10 protein-coding genes are annotated in these 16,327 nt (G+C 58.4%); 7 read left to right on the top strand and 3 right to left on the bottom strand.

Annotation, left to right across the window (positions count from 1 at the left end; translation table 11 throughout):
* Positions 1 to 45: 45 nt before the first annotated feature.
* The gene (locus tag USG84_RS16160) at positions 46 to 105 is read right to left on the bottom strand and encodes a hypothetical protein (RefSeq protein ID WP_213743486.1); all 60 of its coding nucleotides are present in this window, start codon (positions 103 to 105) and stop codon (positions 46 to 48) included.
* Positions 106 to 248: 143 nt separating this feature from the next.
* Here USG84_RS16160 and pepA point away from each other — a divergent pair, with 143 nt between their 5' ends.
* The 5 genes from pepA to ahr all read left to right on the top strand — a co-directional run bounded on the left by pepA (position 249) and on the right by ahr (position 6,875).
* Positions 249 to 1,760, top strand: a complete 1,512-nt coding sequence (gene pepA / locus USG84_RS16155; RefSeq protein WP_014833462.1) for a leucyl aminopeptidase — start codon at positions 249 to 251, stop codon at positions 1,758 to 1,760.
* An 86-nt stretch (positions 1,761 to 1,846) separates the two neighbouring features.
* Entirely contained in the window at positions 1,847 to 2,290 is a 444-nt protein-coding gene (holC, locus tag USG84_RS16150) for a DNA polymerase III subunit chi (RefSeq protein WP_003861884.1), read from the top strand.
* A complete protein-coding gene (locus tag USG84_RS16145; protein WP_253543351.1) occupies positions 2,290 to 5,145 on the top strand; it encodes a valine--tRNA ligase in 2,856 nt (951 codons plus the stop codon). The genes holC and USG84_RS16145 overlap by 1 nt, the downstream gene beginning before the upstream one ends.
* Positions 5,146 to 5,268: 123 nt before the next feature.
* A complete protein-coding gene (locus USG84_RS16140; RefSeq protein ID WP_151412480.1) occupies positions 5,269 to 5,772 on the top strand; it encodes a GNAT family N-acetyltransferase in 504 nt (167 codons plus the stop codon).
* A gap of 83 nt (positions 5,773 to 5,855) precedes the next feature.
* The gene (gene ahr, locus USG84_RS16135; protein WP_151412463.1) at positions 5,856 to 6,875 is read left to right on the top strand and encodes an NADPH-dependent aldehyde reductase Ahr; all 1,020 of its coding nucleotides are present in this window, start codon (positions 5,856 to 5,858) and stop codon (positions 6,873 to 6,875) included.
* Positions 6,876 to 6,967: 92 nt separating this feature from the next.
* On the opposite strand, the gene USG84_RS16130 is transcribed toward ahr, so the two are convergent.
* Entirely contained in the window at positions 6,968 to 8,614 is a 1,647-nt protein-coding gene (locus tag USG84_RS16130) for a dihydroxyacetone kinase subunit DhaK (RefSeq protein ID WP_253543352.1), read from the bottom strand.
* Positions 8,615 to 8,751: 137 nt separating this feature from the next.
* On the opposite strand from USG84_RS16130, the gene USG84_RS16125 reads away from it, so the two are divergent.
* Positions 8,752 to 10,254 carry a DUF853 domain-containing protein gene (locus USG84_RS16125; RefSeq protein WP_320738375.1) on the top strand — a complete coding sequence of 501 codons (1,503 nt, stop codon included), beginning with the start codon at positions 8,752 to 8,754 and terminating at the stop codon, positions 10,252 to 10,254.
* On the opposite strand, the gene USG84_RS16120 is transcribed toward USG84_RS16125, so the two are convergent.
* Positions 10,234 to 11,175, bottom strand: a complete 942-nt coding sequence (locus tag USG84_RS16120) for a TIGR01212 family radical SAM protein (protein WP_151412479.1) — start codon at positions 11,173 to 11,175, stop codon at positions 10,234 to 10,236. The genes USG84_RS16125 and USG84_RS16120 overlap by 21 nt on opposite strands.
* Before the next feature lie 687 nt (positions 11,176 to 11,862).
* Between USG84_RS16120 and gltB the strand changes: the two genes are divergently transcribed.
* On the top strand, positions 11,863 to 16,323 hold the full coding sequence (gene gltB, locus USG84_RS16115) for a glutamate synthase large subunit (RefSeq protein WP_320738374.1): 4,461 nt from the start codon (positions 11,863 to 11,865) through the stop codon (positions 16,321 to 16,323).
* Positions 16,324 to 16,327 lie beyond the last annotated feature (4 nt).

The raw sequence follows: 16,327 nt of genomic DNA, 5'->3' as shown, positions 1-16,327 counted from the left end.
AACCCGTCTCTTTGCTGGAAAATCGCTTGTTTCATGGCTTAAACGTCATTTATTCTCTTGAGTCGTCGAAATCGTCGCTAAGATTAAAACATCCGGCGGATTCACGCTTCAGGACTTTTTCTGACGTGTCGAAACCGTAGTAACGTAAGATTAACACGAAGTCACCACAACAGCGGACATGAGTTACGAAAGGTTTCAATTCTATCCGTAGCAGCCGCCGTTGTCTTTAAGATTCAGGAGCGTAGTGCATGGAGTTCAGTGTAAAAAGCGGTAGCCCGGAGAAACAGCGGAGTGCCTGCATCGTTGTGGGCGTCTTTGAACCGCGCCGACTCTCCCCGATCGCCGAGCAACTCGATAAAATCAGTGACGGCTATATCAGCGCCCTGCTGCGCCGTGGCGAACTGGAAGGCAAACCTGGGCAGACGCTGTTACTGCACCATGTTCCGAACGTCCTGTCAGAGCGTATTCTGCTGATTGGCTGCGGCAAAGAGCGCGAGCTGGATGAACGTCAGTATAAGCAGGTTATTCAGAAAACCATTAATACGCTGAATGATACCGGTTCAATGGAAGCCGTCTGCTTCCTGACCGAGCTGCACGTCAAAGGCCGTAACACCTACTGGAAAGTGCGTCAGGCAGTCGAAACCGCAAAAGAGAGCCTGTACAGCTTCGATCAGCTTAAGACCAACAAAAGCGAGCCGCGTCGTCCGCTGCGCAAAATGGTCTTTAACGTGCCAACCCGTCGCGAACTGACCAGCGGCGAGCGCGCCATCCAGCATGGTCTGGCGATTGCCGCCGGTATCAAAGCGGCAAAAGATCTCGGCAACATGCCGCCAAACATCTGTAACGCCGCCTACCTCGCCTCTCAGGCGCGCCAGCTGGCTGATTCCTACAGCAAAAACGTCATCACCCGCGTCATCGGCGAACAGCAGATGAAAGAGCTGGGCATGCACTCGTATCTGGCGGTGGGTAACGGCTCGCAGAACGAATCCCTGATGTCGGTCATCGAATACAAAGGCAACCCGTCCGAAGATGCGCGTCCGATCGTGCTGGTGGGTAAAGGCCTGACCTTCGATTCCGGCGGTATCTCCATCAAGCCTGCCGAAGGCATGGACGAGATGAAATACGACATGTGCGGCGCGGCGGCGGTATACGGCGTGATGCGCATGGTCGCGGAACTTCAGCTGCCGATTAACGTCATTGGCGTGCTGGCAGGCTGCGAGAACATGCCTGGCGGACGCGCGTATCGTCCGGGCGACGTCCTGACCACTATGTCCGGCCAGACCGTTGAGGTGCTGAACACCGACGCCGAAGGCCGTCTGGTGCTGTGCGACGTGCTGACCTACGTTGAGCGCTTCGAGCCTGAAGCGGTGATTGACGTGGCCACCCTGACCGGTGCCTGCGTGATTGCGCTGGGCCACCACATCACCGGCCTGATGTCGAACCACAACCCGCTGGCGCACGAGCTTATCGGCGCGTCTGAGCAGGCCGGCGACCGCGCATGGCGTCTGCCGCTGGGCGACGAGTATCAGGAACAGCTTGAGTCTAACTTTGCGGATATGGCGAACATCGGCGGTCGTCCTGGCGGGGCTATTACCGCGGGCTGCTTCCTGGCGCGCTTTACCCGCAAGTACAACTGGGCGCACCTGGATATCGCCGGCACCGCATGGCGCTCCGGTAAAGCCAAAGGCGCAACCGGCCGTCCGGTGGCGCTGCTGTCGCAGTTCCTGCTCAATCGTGCGGGTTTCAACGGCGACGAGTAAGTCAAAACGGCAGTAAACCGTAGGCCGGGTAAGGCGAAGCCGCCACCCGGCTTAAGCATTTAAAGCGAGCACAAGAAGCCCCATATATGAAGAATGCAACGTTCTACCTTCTGGACAACGACACCCATCAGGATGGCCTCAGCGCCGTTGAACAGCTGGTGTGTGAAATTGCCGCAGAACGTTGGCGCGCAGGTAAACGCGTTCTGATTGCCTGTGAAGATGAACAGCAGGCGATTCGCCTTGATGAAGCGCTGTGGGCGCGCCCGCCTGAGAGCTTTGTGCCGCATAACCTGTCGGGCGAAGGTCCGCGAGGCGGGGCCCCGGTCGAAATAGCCTGGCCGCAAAAGCGCAACAGCAGCGCACGCGATATTCTCATTAGCCTGCGGACAGACTTTGCAGATTTTGCCACCGCTTTCACAGAAGTGGTAGACTTTGTCCCTTACGAAGAATCCTTGAAGCAACTGGCGCGCGAACGCTATAAAGCGTACCGCCTGGCTGGTTTTAACCTGAATACGGCAACCTGGAAATAATGGAAAAGACATATAACCCACGCGATATCGAACAGCCGCTTTACGAGCACTGGGAACAGCAGGGCTATTTCAAGCCTAACGGCGAAGAAAGCAAAGAGTCCTTCTGCATCATGATCCCGCCGCCGAACGTCACCGGCAGTTTGCATATGGGGCATGCTTTCCAGCAGACCATCATGGACACCATGATCCGCTACCAGCGCATGCAGGGCAAAAACACCCTGTGGCAGGCGGGGACTGACCACGCGGGTATCGCGACCCAGATGGTGGTTGAGCGTAAAATTGCCGCTGAAGAAGGTAAAACCCGTCACGACTACGGTCGCGAGGCGTTCATCGACAAAATCTGGCAGTGGAAGGCAGAATCCGGCGGCACCATTACCCGTCAGATGCGCCGTCTCGGCAACTCCGTGGACTGGGAGCGCGAGCGCTTCACCATGGACGAAGGCCTGTCCAACGCCGTGAAAGAAGTGTTTGTCCGTCTGTACAAAGAAGACCTGATTTACCGCGGCAAACGCCTGGTAAACTGGGACCCGAAACTGCGCACCGCCATCTCTGACCTGGAAGTGGAAAACCGCGAGTCCAAAGGCTCCATGTGGCACATCCGCTACCCGCTGGCCGACGGCGCGAAAACCGCAGACGGTAAAGATTACCTGGTGGTGGCGACCACCCGTCCGGAAACCCTGCTGGGCGATACCGGCGTGGCCGTTAACCCGGAAGATCCGCGCTATAAAGATCTGATCGGCAAATTTGTGGTGCTGCCGCTGGTAAACCGCCGTATTCCAATTGTGGGCGACGAACACGCCGATATGGAAAAAGGCACTGGCTGCGTGAAAATCACCCCTGCGCACGATTTCAACGACTATGAAGTGGGTCGTCGTCACGCCCTGCCGATGATCAACATTCTGACCTTCGACGGCGATATCCGCGAAAGCGCAGAAGTGTACGACACCAAAGGCAATGAATCCGACGTCTATTCCAGCGAGATCCCGGCGGAGTTCCAGAAGCTGGAGCGCTTTGCCGCACGTAAAGCTATCGTAGCTGCCGTGGACGCGCTTGGCCTGCTGGAAGAGATTAAGCCTCACGATCTGACCGTGCCGTACGGCGACCGTGGCGGCGTGGTTATTGAGCCAATGCTGACCGACCAGTGGTACGTACGTGCCGACGTGCTGGCGAAACCGGCTGTTGAAGCGGTTGAAAACGGCAGCATTCAGTTCGTGCCGAAGCAGTACGAAAACATGTACTTCTCCTGGATGCGCGACATTCAGGACTGGTGTATCTCCCGTCAGCTGTGGTGGGGTCACCGCATCCCGGCATGGTACGATAACGAAGGCAACGTCTACGTTGGCCGTAGCGAAGACGAAGTGCGTCAGGAAAACAGCCTGAGCGCTGACGTTGCCCTGCGTCAGGATGAAGACGTGCTGGATACCTGGTTCTCCTCCGCGTTGTGGACCTTCTCCACCCTCGGCTGGCCAGAGAACACGGACGCGCTGCGTCAGTTCCACCCAACCAGCGTGATGGTGTCCGGCTTCGATATCATCTTCTTCTGGATTGCCCGCATGATCATGATGACCATGCACTTCATCAAAGACGAAGACGGCAAGCCGCAGGTTCCGTTCCATACCGTCTACATGACCGGCCTTATCCGCGACGACGAAGGCCAGAAGATGTCCAAGTCCAAGGGCAACGTGATTGACCCGCTGGACATGGTTGACGGTATCTCGCTGGAAGACCTGCTGGAAAAACGTACCGGCAACATGATGCAGCCGCAGCTGGCTGAGAAAATCCGCAAGCGTACCGAGAAGCAGTTCCCGAACGGGATCGAATCTCACGGTACCGACGCCCTGCGCTTCACCCTGGCGGCGCTGGCCTCTACCGGCCGCGACATCAACTGGGACATGAAGCGTCTGGAAGGTTACCGTAACTTCTGTAACAAGCTGTGGAACGCCAGCCGCTTCGTGCTGATGAACACCGAAGATCAGGACTGCGGCTTCAACGGCGGCGAAATGACCCTGTCTCTGGCAGACCGCTGGATCCTGGCGGAATTCAACCAGACGGTGAAAGCCTTCCGCGAGGCGCTGGACAGCTACCGCTTCGATATCGCAGCGGGCATCCTGTACGAATTCACCTGGAACCAGTTCTGCGACTGGTACCTGGAGCTGGCGAAGCCGGTGATGAACGGCGGTTCTGAGGCAGAGCTGCGCGGCACGCGCAATACGCTAATTACCGTTCTGGAAGGTCTGCTGCGCCTGGCGCATCCGGTCATTCCATTCATCACCGAAACCATCTGGCAGCGCGTGAAGGTCATTGCGGGCATCAACGCCGATACCATCATGCTGCAGCCGTTCCCTGAATTCGATGCGGCTAAGGTTGATGAAGCGGCGTCTGCGGATACCGAGTGGCTGAAACAGGCGATCGTTGCGGTACGTAATATCCGTGCCGAAATGAACATCGCTCCTGGTAAACCGCTTGAACTGCTGCTGCGCGGCTGCAGCGAGGCTGCCGTGCGTCGCGTCACCGAGAACAACACCTTCCTGAAAACCATGGCGCGTCTGGAAAGCATCACCGTGCTGCCTGCGGATGACAAAGGTCCGGTTTCCGTGACCAAAATCATCGACGGCGCCGAGCTGCTGATCCCGATGGCGGGCCTGATCGACAAAGACGCGGAGCTGGCGCGTCTGGCGAAAGAAGTGGCGAAAGTCGACGTGGAAATTGGCAAAATCGAAAGCAAGCTGGCGAACGAAGGCTTTGTTGCCCGCGCGCCGGAAGCGGTCATCGCCAAAGAGCGTGAGCGTCTGGTTGCCTTTGCCGATGCGAAGACCAAGCTGATCGAGCAGCAGGCGGTTATTGCAGCCCTGTAATGCTTTTACCCCTTACGCTTCAGGGCGTAAGGGGTAACCTTCCTGAAAACTCCTCGCTTGCACTCCCTTTTCTGCGGTGCTATTAACAGCAACTGTGTGTCAATTTTTGTAATGAGTAATGCCATGAGCGTGATTACCCCCGTCGCGACGACGATGCGTCGGATCACTGAGCAGGACAATCCGGCTATCGCCGCCGTTATCCGCACCGTATCTGCAGAGTATGGGCTGACAGCGGATAAAGGTTACACCGTTGCCGACCCAAACCTGGACGAACTTTTCCAACTCTATAGCCAGCCGGGCCATGCCTACTGGGTCATTGAGCAGGACGGCCAGGTTGTGGGCGGCGGCGGCATAGCGCCGCTGAGCTGCAGCGAGCCGGATATCTGTGAGCTGCAGAAAATGTATTTCCTGCCGTCGGTTCGTGGACAGGGCCTGGCGAAAAAGCTGGCGCTGGTCGCCCTGGAGCACGCGCGCGCTCATGGGTTTAAACGCTGTTACCTCGAAACCACCGCCTTCCTCAAAGAGGCCATCGGCCTGTATGAACATCTGGGCTTTGAGCATATCGATGCGCCGCTGGGCTGCACGGGCCACGTTGACTGCGAAGTCAGAATGCTGAAAAGTCTGTAAGTTTCGTTACTGCCCCCTTCTGTTAAGCGGCTGTAAACTGAATGCTCTACACTCTCAGTTCACACCACAACGGGGGAAACACGATGTCGAAGATAAAAAGCTACGCCGCACCGCAGGCGGGTGCAGAACTTGAGCTGTACGAGTACGATGCGGGCGAACTAAAAGCAGAAGACGTCGAAGTACAGGTTGATTACTGCGGGGTCTGCCACTCAGATCTCTCGATGATCGACAACGAATGGGGCTTCTCCAGCTATCCGCTGGTTGCCGGGCACGAAGTCATTGGCCGCGTCGTCGCGCTCGGCAGCGCCGCGCAGGACAAAGGGCTGAAGGTTGGCCAGCGCGTGGGCATTGGCTGGACGGCACGCAGCTGCGGCCACTGCGATGCCTGCATCAGCGGCAACCAGATCAACTGCCTTGAAGGCGCGGTGCCCACCATCCTGAATAAGGGCGGTTTCGCCGATAAGCTGCGCGCCGACTGGCAATGGGTCATCCCGCTGCCGGACAGCATTGATATTGAATCTGCCGGTCCGCTGCTGTGCGGCGGGATCACCGTCTTTAAACCGCTGCTGATGCACCACGTCACCGCCACCAGCCGCGTGGGCGTGATCGGTATCGGCGGTCTGGGCCATATCGCCATCAAGCTGCTGCACGCGATGGGCTGTGAAGTCACGGCGTTCAGCTCTAACCCGTCGAAGGAAAAAGAAGTGCTGGCCATGGGCGCGGACAAAGTCGTGAACAGCCGCGATCCGGACGCGCTGAACGCGCTGGCGGGCCAGTTTGACCTGATCATCAACACCGTGAATGTGGATCTCAACTGGCAGCCGTACTTTGAAGCGCTGGCCTACGGCGGTAACTTCCACACCGTGGGTGCGGTGATGAAGCCGCTGCCGGTTCCGGCCTTTACCCTGATCGGCGGAGATCGCAGCGTGTCCGGCTCAGCGACCGGTACGCCGTACGAGTTGCGCAAGCTGATGAAGTTCGCCGGACGCACCAAAGTGGCGCCAACCACCGAGCTGTATCCGATGTCGAAAATCAACGAAGCCATCCAGCACGTGCGCGACGGCAAAGCCCGCTACCGCGTGGTGTTGAAAGCGGATTTTTGATGTGACATTGCCGGGGAATGTGCAGCCTGATGCCCTCACCCCAACCCTCTCCCACAGGGAGAGGGCGCAAACACTAAAAACGGTAACGGTTGTTACCGTTTTGCTTCTACCATGGCCTTAAACACCTCTGCCACCGCAACCGCCCCCGGGTCCATTACCCCGTCCAGATTCTCTTTATTCACATACGATGAACGCCCTGCTCCGGCTTTCGCCATTTTTGCCGTTGCTTCGGCGCCCTGCTGCGCAGCCTCCGCCGCCGCCTGAAGATCGCCTTTCTGCAATGCTTCCAGCGCCGGTTGCAGCGCATCGATCAGCGTGCGATCGCCGAGATCTGCCCCGCCATACTGCTTCATCTGCGCCAGCCCGCTGAGCAAGGCTTCAGGTAGCGGCTGCCCTTCGTGAAGCTTTTGCCCGGCCGCCGTAAAGAAGATCGACATCAGTACGCCGCTCGATCCGCCCATGACCGTAGCCAGCCGTTCCCCCACCAGCAGCAGAAGCTCAGGCACATCATCAAGCGGGAGCGCGTTCTCCTCCAGACGCTGCGCAATATCCCGCGCCCCTTGCGCAAAGGTGGAGCCGGTATCGCCGTCGCCCACTTTGGCGTCCAGCGCGTTCAGGCGGTTTTCCAGCTGTATGAGCGTCTTCGTCACTCGTGAAACAGACTCCTTCACCTGCGGATTGTCAGAGGGGATATATTCCACGCGATCGTGAATAGCCGTTTGCGGAACGGTACGCAGAGGGGCAAACGCCACGGGTTTCTGCCAGCCCAGCGTTTCCACCTCTTCATGCAGCGCTTTTTCGAACAGATCGTTGAGCTTCAGCAGCGTCAGAGAAAAGCCCTTCATGTCCAGGGCGCTCACCAGCGGTGCCGGACCAATGAGATAGGCAATGTTCTCTTTTAGCGCCGAGTGCGCCAGCTCTTTCGTCAGCAGCGCCATTTCCAGCGCCGAGACGCCGCCGAGGTTGTTAATCAGCACCGCGAAACGCCCCTCGCCCGCCTGCGCTTTGAGCGGCGTAACCAGCGTGTCGATAATCGCTTTGCTGTTTTGCGTATCAACCACCGAGGCACCCGGCTCCCCGTGGATCCCCAGGCCCAGCTCGACATGGCCCTGCTTGATGCGCCCCTCTTCATCGTCGCTGCCCGGCAGGTTGCAGGTTTGCATCGCAACGCCCAGGCTCCAGAGGTTATCGCAGGCCTGCTGCGCAATATCCCGCACCTCGCTTAGCGATTTTCCGTGCTCCGCCGCATAGCCCGCAATCTTATGCACCAGGGCCGTGCCGGCAATGCCGCGCGGCTGCTTGTTGTCGGGCAGCGCGATATCGTCCGCCACAATGACCATCTCGACCTTCAGGCCGTAGCGTTTGGCCTTCTCTGCCGCCAGACCAAAGTTCAGGCGGTCCCCTGTATAGTTTTTGACGATCAGCAGGCAGCCGCGATCGCCCGTCACCGCCACAATAGCGTTCAGCACCGCATCCACGCTTGGGGAGGCGAACAGATCGCCACACACTGCCGCCGTCAGCATGCCTTTACCGACAAATCCGGCGTGCGCCGGTTCGTGCCCGGAGCCACCGCCGGAGATCACCGCCACGCGGCTTTTATCCCAGTCGCCACGTGCCACCACGCGGATAGCCGGATCGATATCGAGCTTGACGAGATTCGCGTGTGGCGCAGAAAGGAGTATGCCTTCAATGGCATCGTTGACCAGCTGTTTGCGATCGTTAAAGAAGAATCTGGACATTGTTTTCCACTATTTTATGAACCGTATGCAAAAGCATAGCCCGCGCTGGACAATGCGCCGCAAAGTCAGCAATTTACTCAACCATTTTGCCGTCAGGTTGCCTATACTCCACCCAGGACTAAGAGAGGAAGCGTATCATGAGTACACCATTGTTAATTGCCCGGACGCTGGAAAAAGAACTATATCTACTGCCCGCGATGGCGAACCGCCACGGCCTGATTACCGGCGCCACCGGCACAGGGAAAACAGTCACTCTCCAGAAGCTGGCGGAGTCACTTTCAGAGATTGGCGTGCCGGTCTTTATGGCTGACGTAAAAGGCGATTTAACCGGTGTGGCTCAGGAGGGTACCGCTTCTGAAAAACTGCTCGAACGGCTGAAGAATATTGGCATTACGGACTGGACGCCGCACGGCAACCCGGTGGTGGTCTGGGACATCTTCGGTGAGAAAGGCCACCCGGTGCGCGCCACCGTTTCCGATCTCGGCCCGCTGCTGCTGGCCCGCCTGCTCAACCTCAACGACGTGCAGTCCGGGGTGCTGAACATCATATTCCGTATCGCTGACGATCAGGGGCTGCTGCTGCTCGATTTTAAAGATCTGCGCGCCATTACCCAGTACATCGGCGATAACGCAAAATCTTTCCAGAACCAGTACGGCAATATCAGCAGCGCCTCCGTCGGTGCCATTCAGCGTGGGCTACTGACCCTGGAGCAACAGGGCGCCGAACACTTCTTCGGCGAACCTATGCTGGATATCAAGGACTGGATGCGCACCGACAGCAGCGGCAAAGGCATCATCAACATTCTGAGCTCAGAGAAGCTCTACCAGATGCCAAAGCTTTACGCCGCCAGCCTGCTGTGGATGCTCTCCGAACTGTACGAGCAGCTACCGGAAGCGGGCGATCTGGAAAAACCCAAACTGGTCTTCTTCTTTGACGAAGCGCACCTGCTGTTTAACGACGCTCCGCAGGTGCTGCTGGATAAAATCGAGCAGGTCATTCGCCTGATCCGCTCCAAAGGGGTCGGCGTCTGGTTTGTGTCGCAAAACCCGTCGGATATTCCGGACAATGTGCTGGGCCAGCTCGGCAACCGCGTGCAGCACGCCCTGCGCGCCTTTACGCCGAAGGATCAAAAAGCGGTGAAAGCCGCCGCGCAAACCATGCGTGCCAATCCGGCCTTTGATACCGAAGCCGCGATTCAGGCGCTGGGCACCGGTGAAGCGCTGATCTCGCTCCTTGATGCGAAGGGCAGCCCCTCCATCGTCGAGCGCGCCATGGTGATCGCGCCCTGTTCGCGCATGGGGCCCGTTACCGACGATGAGCGCAACGGCCTGATTAACCACTCTCCGGTGTACGGCAAGTATGAGGACGAGGTCGATCGGGAGTCTGCGTTCGAGATGCTGCAAAAAGGGGTACAGGCAACCACCGAATCGCAGGATGCGCCACCCGCGAAGGGTCAGTCAGTCGCGGTGGATGACGGCATTCTCGGCGGGCTAAAAGACATTTTGTTTGGTACAACCGGGCCGCGCGGCGGCAAGCGCGACGGCGTGGTACAGACCATGGCGAAAAGCGCCGCGCGGCAGGTTACTAATCAGATTGTGCGCGGCATGCTGGGAAGTCTGTTAGGCGGCCGTCGCCGGTAGGCGGGGAACCCACGGGCGACCCAGCGCAGAACCCTGCACGCCGTTTTCCTGAAGATAGCGGTCGATTTCCACCATCCCCGTCCAGCGGTTCTCACACCATAGCGGTGCCAGAAGCGTTGGGCGGCGGGCGCTGGCGGAGATGCGGTGATAGACAATTTCCGGCGGCGTGTGGCGAATCATCTCCCCTACTGTCACCGTATATTCCTCAAGCTCAATACCGCTTAACCGCCCGGCTTCCCAGGCTTTGGCCATAATGCTTCCCGTAACGATATGCAGCGGGTGCAGCTTGATGCCGTCCACGCCGGTTTCAACGACTTTTTCCAGCGTCTCCAGGCCGTGCTGCTGCCCTTCACCAGGCAAGCCGACAATCAGATGCGAACAAACCTTCAGGCCGCGCTCGCGGGCCAGCCGCGTGGTGCGCTGGTAGCAGGCGAAATCATGGCCGCGGTTGATGCGGTGCAGGGTTTTGTCATGCGCGGTCTGCAGGCCCAGCTCCAGCCAGATCTCGTAGCCCTGCTCTTTGTACTCGCTGAGCAGATCCAGCACCGCCTCCGGCACGCAGTCCGGGCGCGTACCGACGCATAGACCGACAATATTGGCCTGGGTGACCGCCTGCTGATACATGGAACGCAGCACCTGCACCTCCGCCCACGTGCTGGTGTAGGCCTGGAAATAGGCCAGATACTGCTTCGCGCGGTTCACCAGGCTTGCCTGATGGGCGAGCTGTTCCGCGATGGATTTATGCTGCTGGGCTTCGTCAGCAAACGACGCAACGTTACAGAAGGTGCAGCCGCCGCGCCCGATAGTGCCGTCGCGGTTCGGGCAGCTAAAGCCACCGTGCAGCGTCAGCTTATGAACCTTTTCGCCGTATCGCTGCAAAAGATCCCCACCAAACATATTGACTAATTTCTGTAACTGCATAATCTGATAGACCGTCCCGAAGAAAGGGGACAAGCCTGCCATTTTTAGCCTCTGTCGGCGATGACCTGGATCAATCGCCCTGGACGGCCTTTATCTATATGAATAAATAATCAGGATTACTGCAATTTCATTCACGCTATCTGTGATTACTTTTCCTTATGTTCTGATTGTTTTTTTCATTTATAGCGGCAACACTGAAAAACAGTGATTTTATGCGGGTTTGAATGCATCACCAGATTATTGTTCTGCTATAAATCAGCATTTCAGCACGCTGCATCAATAATACCGCTTTCATACAGTGAGTCAGATCACACTCCTTCACGGCTCCCCTAGCCTTTCGTTGGTTATAAAAATAGTTAAATACCATTTAAAAACAAAACGATAAGTAGTCTTTAGCACATATTTGTATAAATAAGATTGCCATTTGACCTGTGTACCAATTCCCGATAAGTTGGAAATCCGCTGGAAGCTTTCTGGATGAGCGGCCTGCTCATCATATTTATGCAGTAATTGAGATTCCCTCTGAAGCAAGTCCTCAAACTTGTTTACCTGCGCGAAAGGATGAAAAAGAGGGCGAATGCGAGGTCCGCGTATGAAACGCAAACCCCGTCGCCATGCTCTTTCTGCGCCTGTGCGCCACGGTAAAGTTCAGTGGGAAGCCCGACGAGCCTGGGGAGGTTCACTGATATGTTGTACGATAAATCCCTTGAGAAGGATAACTGTGGTTTCGGCCTGATCGCCCACATAGAAGGCGAACCTAGCCACAAGGTAGTGCGTACCGCTATTCACGCACTGGCCCGTATGCAGCACCGTGGCGCCATCCTGGCCGATGGTAAAACCGGCGACGGTTGCGGCCTGCTGCTGCAAAAACCGGATCGTTTCTTCCGCATCGTGGCGGAAGAGCGCGGCTGGCGTTTAGCCAAAAACTACGCTGTCGGCATGCTGTTCCTGAATCAGGATCCTGAAAAGGCTGCCGCCTCACGCCGCATCGTTGAAGAAGAACTTCAGCGCGAAACCCTGTCGATTGTCGGCTGGCGCGATGTGCCAACCAACGAAGGGGTGCTCGGTGAAATCGCCCTCTCCTCGCTGCCTCGCATTGAGCAGATTTTCGTTAACGCGCCTGCGGGCTGGCGTCCGCGAGATATGGAACGCCGTCTGTTTATCGCCCGTCGCCGCATCGAAAAACGTCTCCAGGACGATAAAGAGTTCTACGTTTGTAGCCTCTCTAACCTGGTAAACATCTATAAAGGTCTGTGTATGCCGGCTGACCTGCCGCGCTTCTACCTGGACCTGGCGGACCTGCGTCTGGAATCGGCCATTTGCCTGTTCCACCAGCGCTTCTCCACCAACACCGTGCCACGCTGGCCGCTGGCGCAGCCGTTCCGCTACCTGGCGCACAACGGTGAGATCAACACCATCACCGGTAACCGCCAGTGGGCGCGCGCCCGTACCTATAAGTTCCAGACCCCGCTGATCCCTGACCTGCACGATGCGGCACCGTTCGTGAACGAAACCGGCTCGGACTCCAGCTCCATGGATAACATGCTGGAGCTGCTGCTGGCGGGCGGGATGGACATCGTGCGCGCCATGCGTCTGCTGGTGCCGCCGGCCTGGCAGAACAACCCGGATATGGACCCTGAGCTGCGCGCGTTCTTCGACTTTAACTCCATGCACATGGAGCCATGGGACGGCCCGGCGGGCATCGTTATGTCCGACGGTCGCTTCGCTGCCTGTAACCTGGACCGTAACGGCCTGCGTCCGGCACGCTACGTCATCACCAAAGACAAGCTCATCACCTGCGCCTCTGAAGTCGGCATCTGGGATTACCAGCCTGACGAAGTGGTCGAGAAAGGTCGCGTCGGCCCGGGCGAGCTGATGGTTATCGACACCCGCGGTGGGCGCATCCTGCACTCCGCCGAAACCGACAACGATCTGAAGAGCCGCCACCCGTACAAAGAGTGGATGGCGAAAAACGTGCGCCGTCTGGTGCCGTTTGAAGATCTGCCGGACGAAGAGGTGGGCAGCCGCGAGCTGGACGACGATACGCTTGCCAGCTTCCAGAAACAGTTTAATTACAGCGCGGAAGAGCTGGACTCGGTTATCCGCGTGCTCGGCGAAAACGGCCAGGAAGCGGTCGGCTCCATGGGTGACGATACCCCGTTTGCCGTGCTCTCCAGCCAGCCGCGCATTATTTACGACTACTTCCGCCAGCAGTTCGCGCAGGTCACTAACCCGCCGATCGATCCGCTGCGCGAAGCCCACGTGATGTCGCTGGCAACCAGCATCGGTCGCGAGATGAACGTCTTCTGCGAAGCCGAAGGCCAGGCGCACCGTCTGACCTTTAAATCGCCGATCCTGCTGTACTCCGATTTCAAACAGCTCACCACCATGACCGAGGAGCACTACCGCGCCGACACGCTCGACATTACGTTCGACGTGACCGAAGCGAGCCTCGAAGAGACGGTTAACGCGCTGTGCGACAAAGCCGAGCAGATGGTGCGTAACGGTACCGTGCTGCTGGTGCTGTCTGACCGCAATATTGCCAAAAACCGTCTGCCGGTGCCTGCGCCAATGGCGGTGGGCGCTATCCAGACGCGCCTGGTGGATAAGAGCCTGCGCTGCGACGCCAACATCATTGTGGAAACCGCCAGCGCCCGCGACCCGCACCACTTTGCCGTGCTGTTAGGCTTTGGCGCGACGGCGATCTACCCGTACCTGGCCTACGAAACGCTGGCCCGTCTGGTGGACACCCGCGCCATCGACAAAGATTACCGTACGGTGATGCTGAACTACCGTAACGGCATCAACAAAGGCCTGTACAAGATCATGTCCAAAATGGGCATCTCGACCATTGCCTCTTACCGCTGTTCGAAGCTGTTTGAAGCGGTAGGCCTGCACGACGACGTCGCCAACCTCTGCTTCCAGGGCGTGGTCAGCCGCATCGGCGGGGCCGGTTTTGCTGACTTCCAGCAGGAGCTGGTTAACCTGTCCAAACGCGCCTGGCTGGCACGTAAGCCGCTGGATCAGGGCGGTCTGCTGAAATACGTTCACGGTGGCGAATATCACGCCTACAACCCGGACGTGGTGCGCACGCTGCAGCAGGCGGTACAGAGCGGCGAATACAGCGATTACCAGCAGTACGCTGAGCTGGTGAACAACCGTCCGGCGGCGACGCTGCGCGACCTTATTGCCCTCAATCCGGGCGATGAAGCGGTCAGCATTGACGAAGTTGAGCCTGCATCCGAACTGTTCAAACGCTTTGATACCGCAGCGATGTCCATCGGCGCGCTGAGTCCGGAAGCCCACGAAGCGCTGGCGGAAGCCATGAACAGCATCGGCGGCAACTCCAACTCCGGCGAAGGCGGTGAAGATCCGGCGCGTTACGGCACCAACAAAGTGTCCCGCATCAAGCAGGTGGCATCCGGTCGCTTTGGCGTCACGCCAGCGTACCTGGTCAACGCCGACGTGATTCAGATTAAAGTCGCTCAGGGTGCTAAACCGGGCGAAGGCGGTCAGCTGCCGGGTGATAAAGTCACCCCGTACATCGCCAAACTGCGCTACTCGGTGCCCGGCGTGACGCTGATCTCCCCGCCGCCGCACCACGATATCTACTCTATCGAGGATTTAGCGCAGCTGATTTTCGACCTGAAGCAGGTCAACCCGAAGGCGATGATCTCCGTGAAGCTGGTTTCCGAGCCGGGCGTCGGTACCATTGCTACCGGCGTGGCGAAAGCCTATGCGGATCTCATCACCATCGCCGGCTACGACGGCGGCACCGGCGCAAGCCCGCTCTCGTCCGTGAAATACGCGGGCTGCCCGTGGGAGCTTGGCCTGGTGGAAACCCAGCAGGCGCTGGTGGCTAACGGTCTGCGCCACAAGATCCGTCTCCAGGTGGACGGCGGCCTGAAAACCGGCCTCGACATCATCAAGGCGGCGATCCTCGGCGCGGAAAGCTTCGGCTTCGGTACCGGCCCAATGGTTGCGCTCGGCTGTAAATACCTGCGTATTTGCCACCTGAACAACTGCGCAACGGGCGTTGCGACCCAGGACGAGAAGCTGCGTAAAAACCACTATCACGGCCTGCCGTTCAAAGTGACCAACTACTTTGACTTCATCGCCCGCGAAACCCGCGAGCTGATGGCGCAGCTGGGCGTGAAGCGCCTGGTAGACCTGATTGGCCGCACCGACCTGCTCAAAGAGCTGGAAGGCTTCACGGCGAAGCAGCAGAAGCTGGAGCTGTCTAAGCTGCTGGAAACCGCGCAGCCGCACCCTGGCAAAGCGGTTTACTGCACCGAGAACAACCCGCCGTTCGATAACGGCGTGCTGAACGCGCAGCTGCTGCAGCAGGCGAAGCCGTACGTGGACGACAAGCAGAGCAAAACGTTCTGGTTTGATATCCGCAACACCGACCGCTCCGTGGGCGCATCCCTCTCCGGCTACATCGCGCAGACGCACGGTGACCAGGGGCTGGCAGCGGATCCGATTACCGCGCACTTCAGCGGTACCGCGGGTCAGAGCTTCGGCGTGTGGAACGCAGGCGGCGTTGAGCTGTATCTGACCGGCGATGCCAACGACTACGTCGGCAAAGGCATGGCGGGCGGTCTGCTGGCGGTGCGTCCTCCGGTCGGCTCAGCCTTCCGCAGCCACGAAGCCAGCATCATCGGTAACACCTGTCTCTACGGCGCGACCGGCGGTCGTCTGTTTGCCGCAGGCCGTGCGGGCGAACGTTTCGCGGTGCGTAACTCCGGTGCGATCACCGTGGTGGAAGGTATTGGCGACAACGGCTGTGAATACATGACGGGCGGGATTGTTTGCGTTCTCGGTAAAACCGGCGTGAACTTCGGCGCAGGCATGACGGGCGGTTTTGCGTACGTCCTGGATGAAGACGGTGAGTTCCGCAAACGCGTGAACCCGGAGCTGGTGGAAGTGCTGGACGTTGATACGTTGGCTATCCATGAAGAACACCTGCGCGGTTTGATTACCGAACACGTGCAGCATACCGGTTCTTCGCGCGGCGAAGAGATCCTGGCGAACTGGCCGGCGTTCTCTGCGAAATTCGCGCTGGTTAAGCCGAAGTCCAGCGATGTTAAAGCCCTGTTGGGTCACCGTAGTCGTAGCGCAGCAGAGCTGCGCGTGCAGGCGCAGTAAGGAA

This window comes from Enterobacter sp. 168J2, assembly GCF_034107265.1.
In the GTDB taxonomy this organism is placed as follows: Bacteria; Pseudomonadota; Gammaproteobacteria; order Enterobacterales; family Enterobacteriaceae; genus Enterobacter; species Enterobacter nematophilus.
Note: the sequence above shows the minus strand (reverse complement) of the source record. Positions and strands in the feature narration are given on the sequence as shown.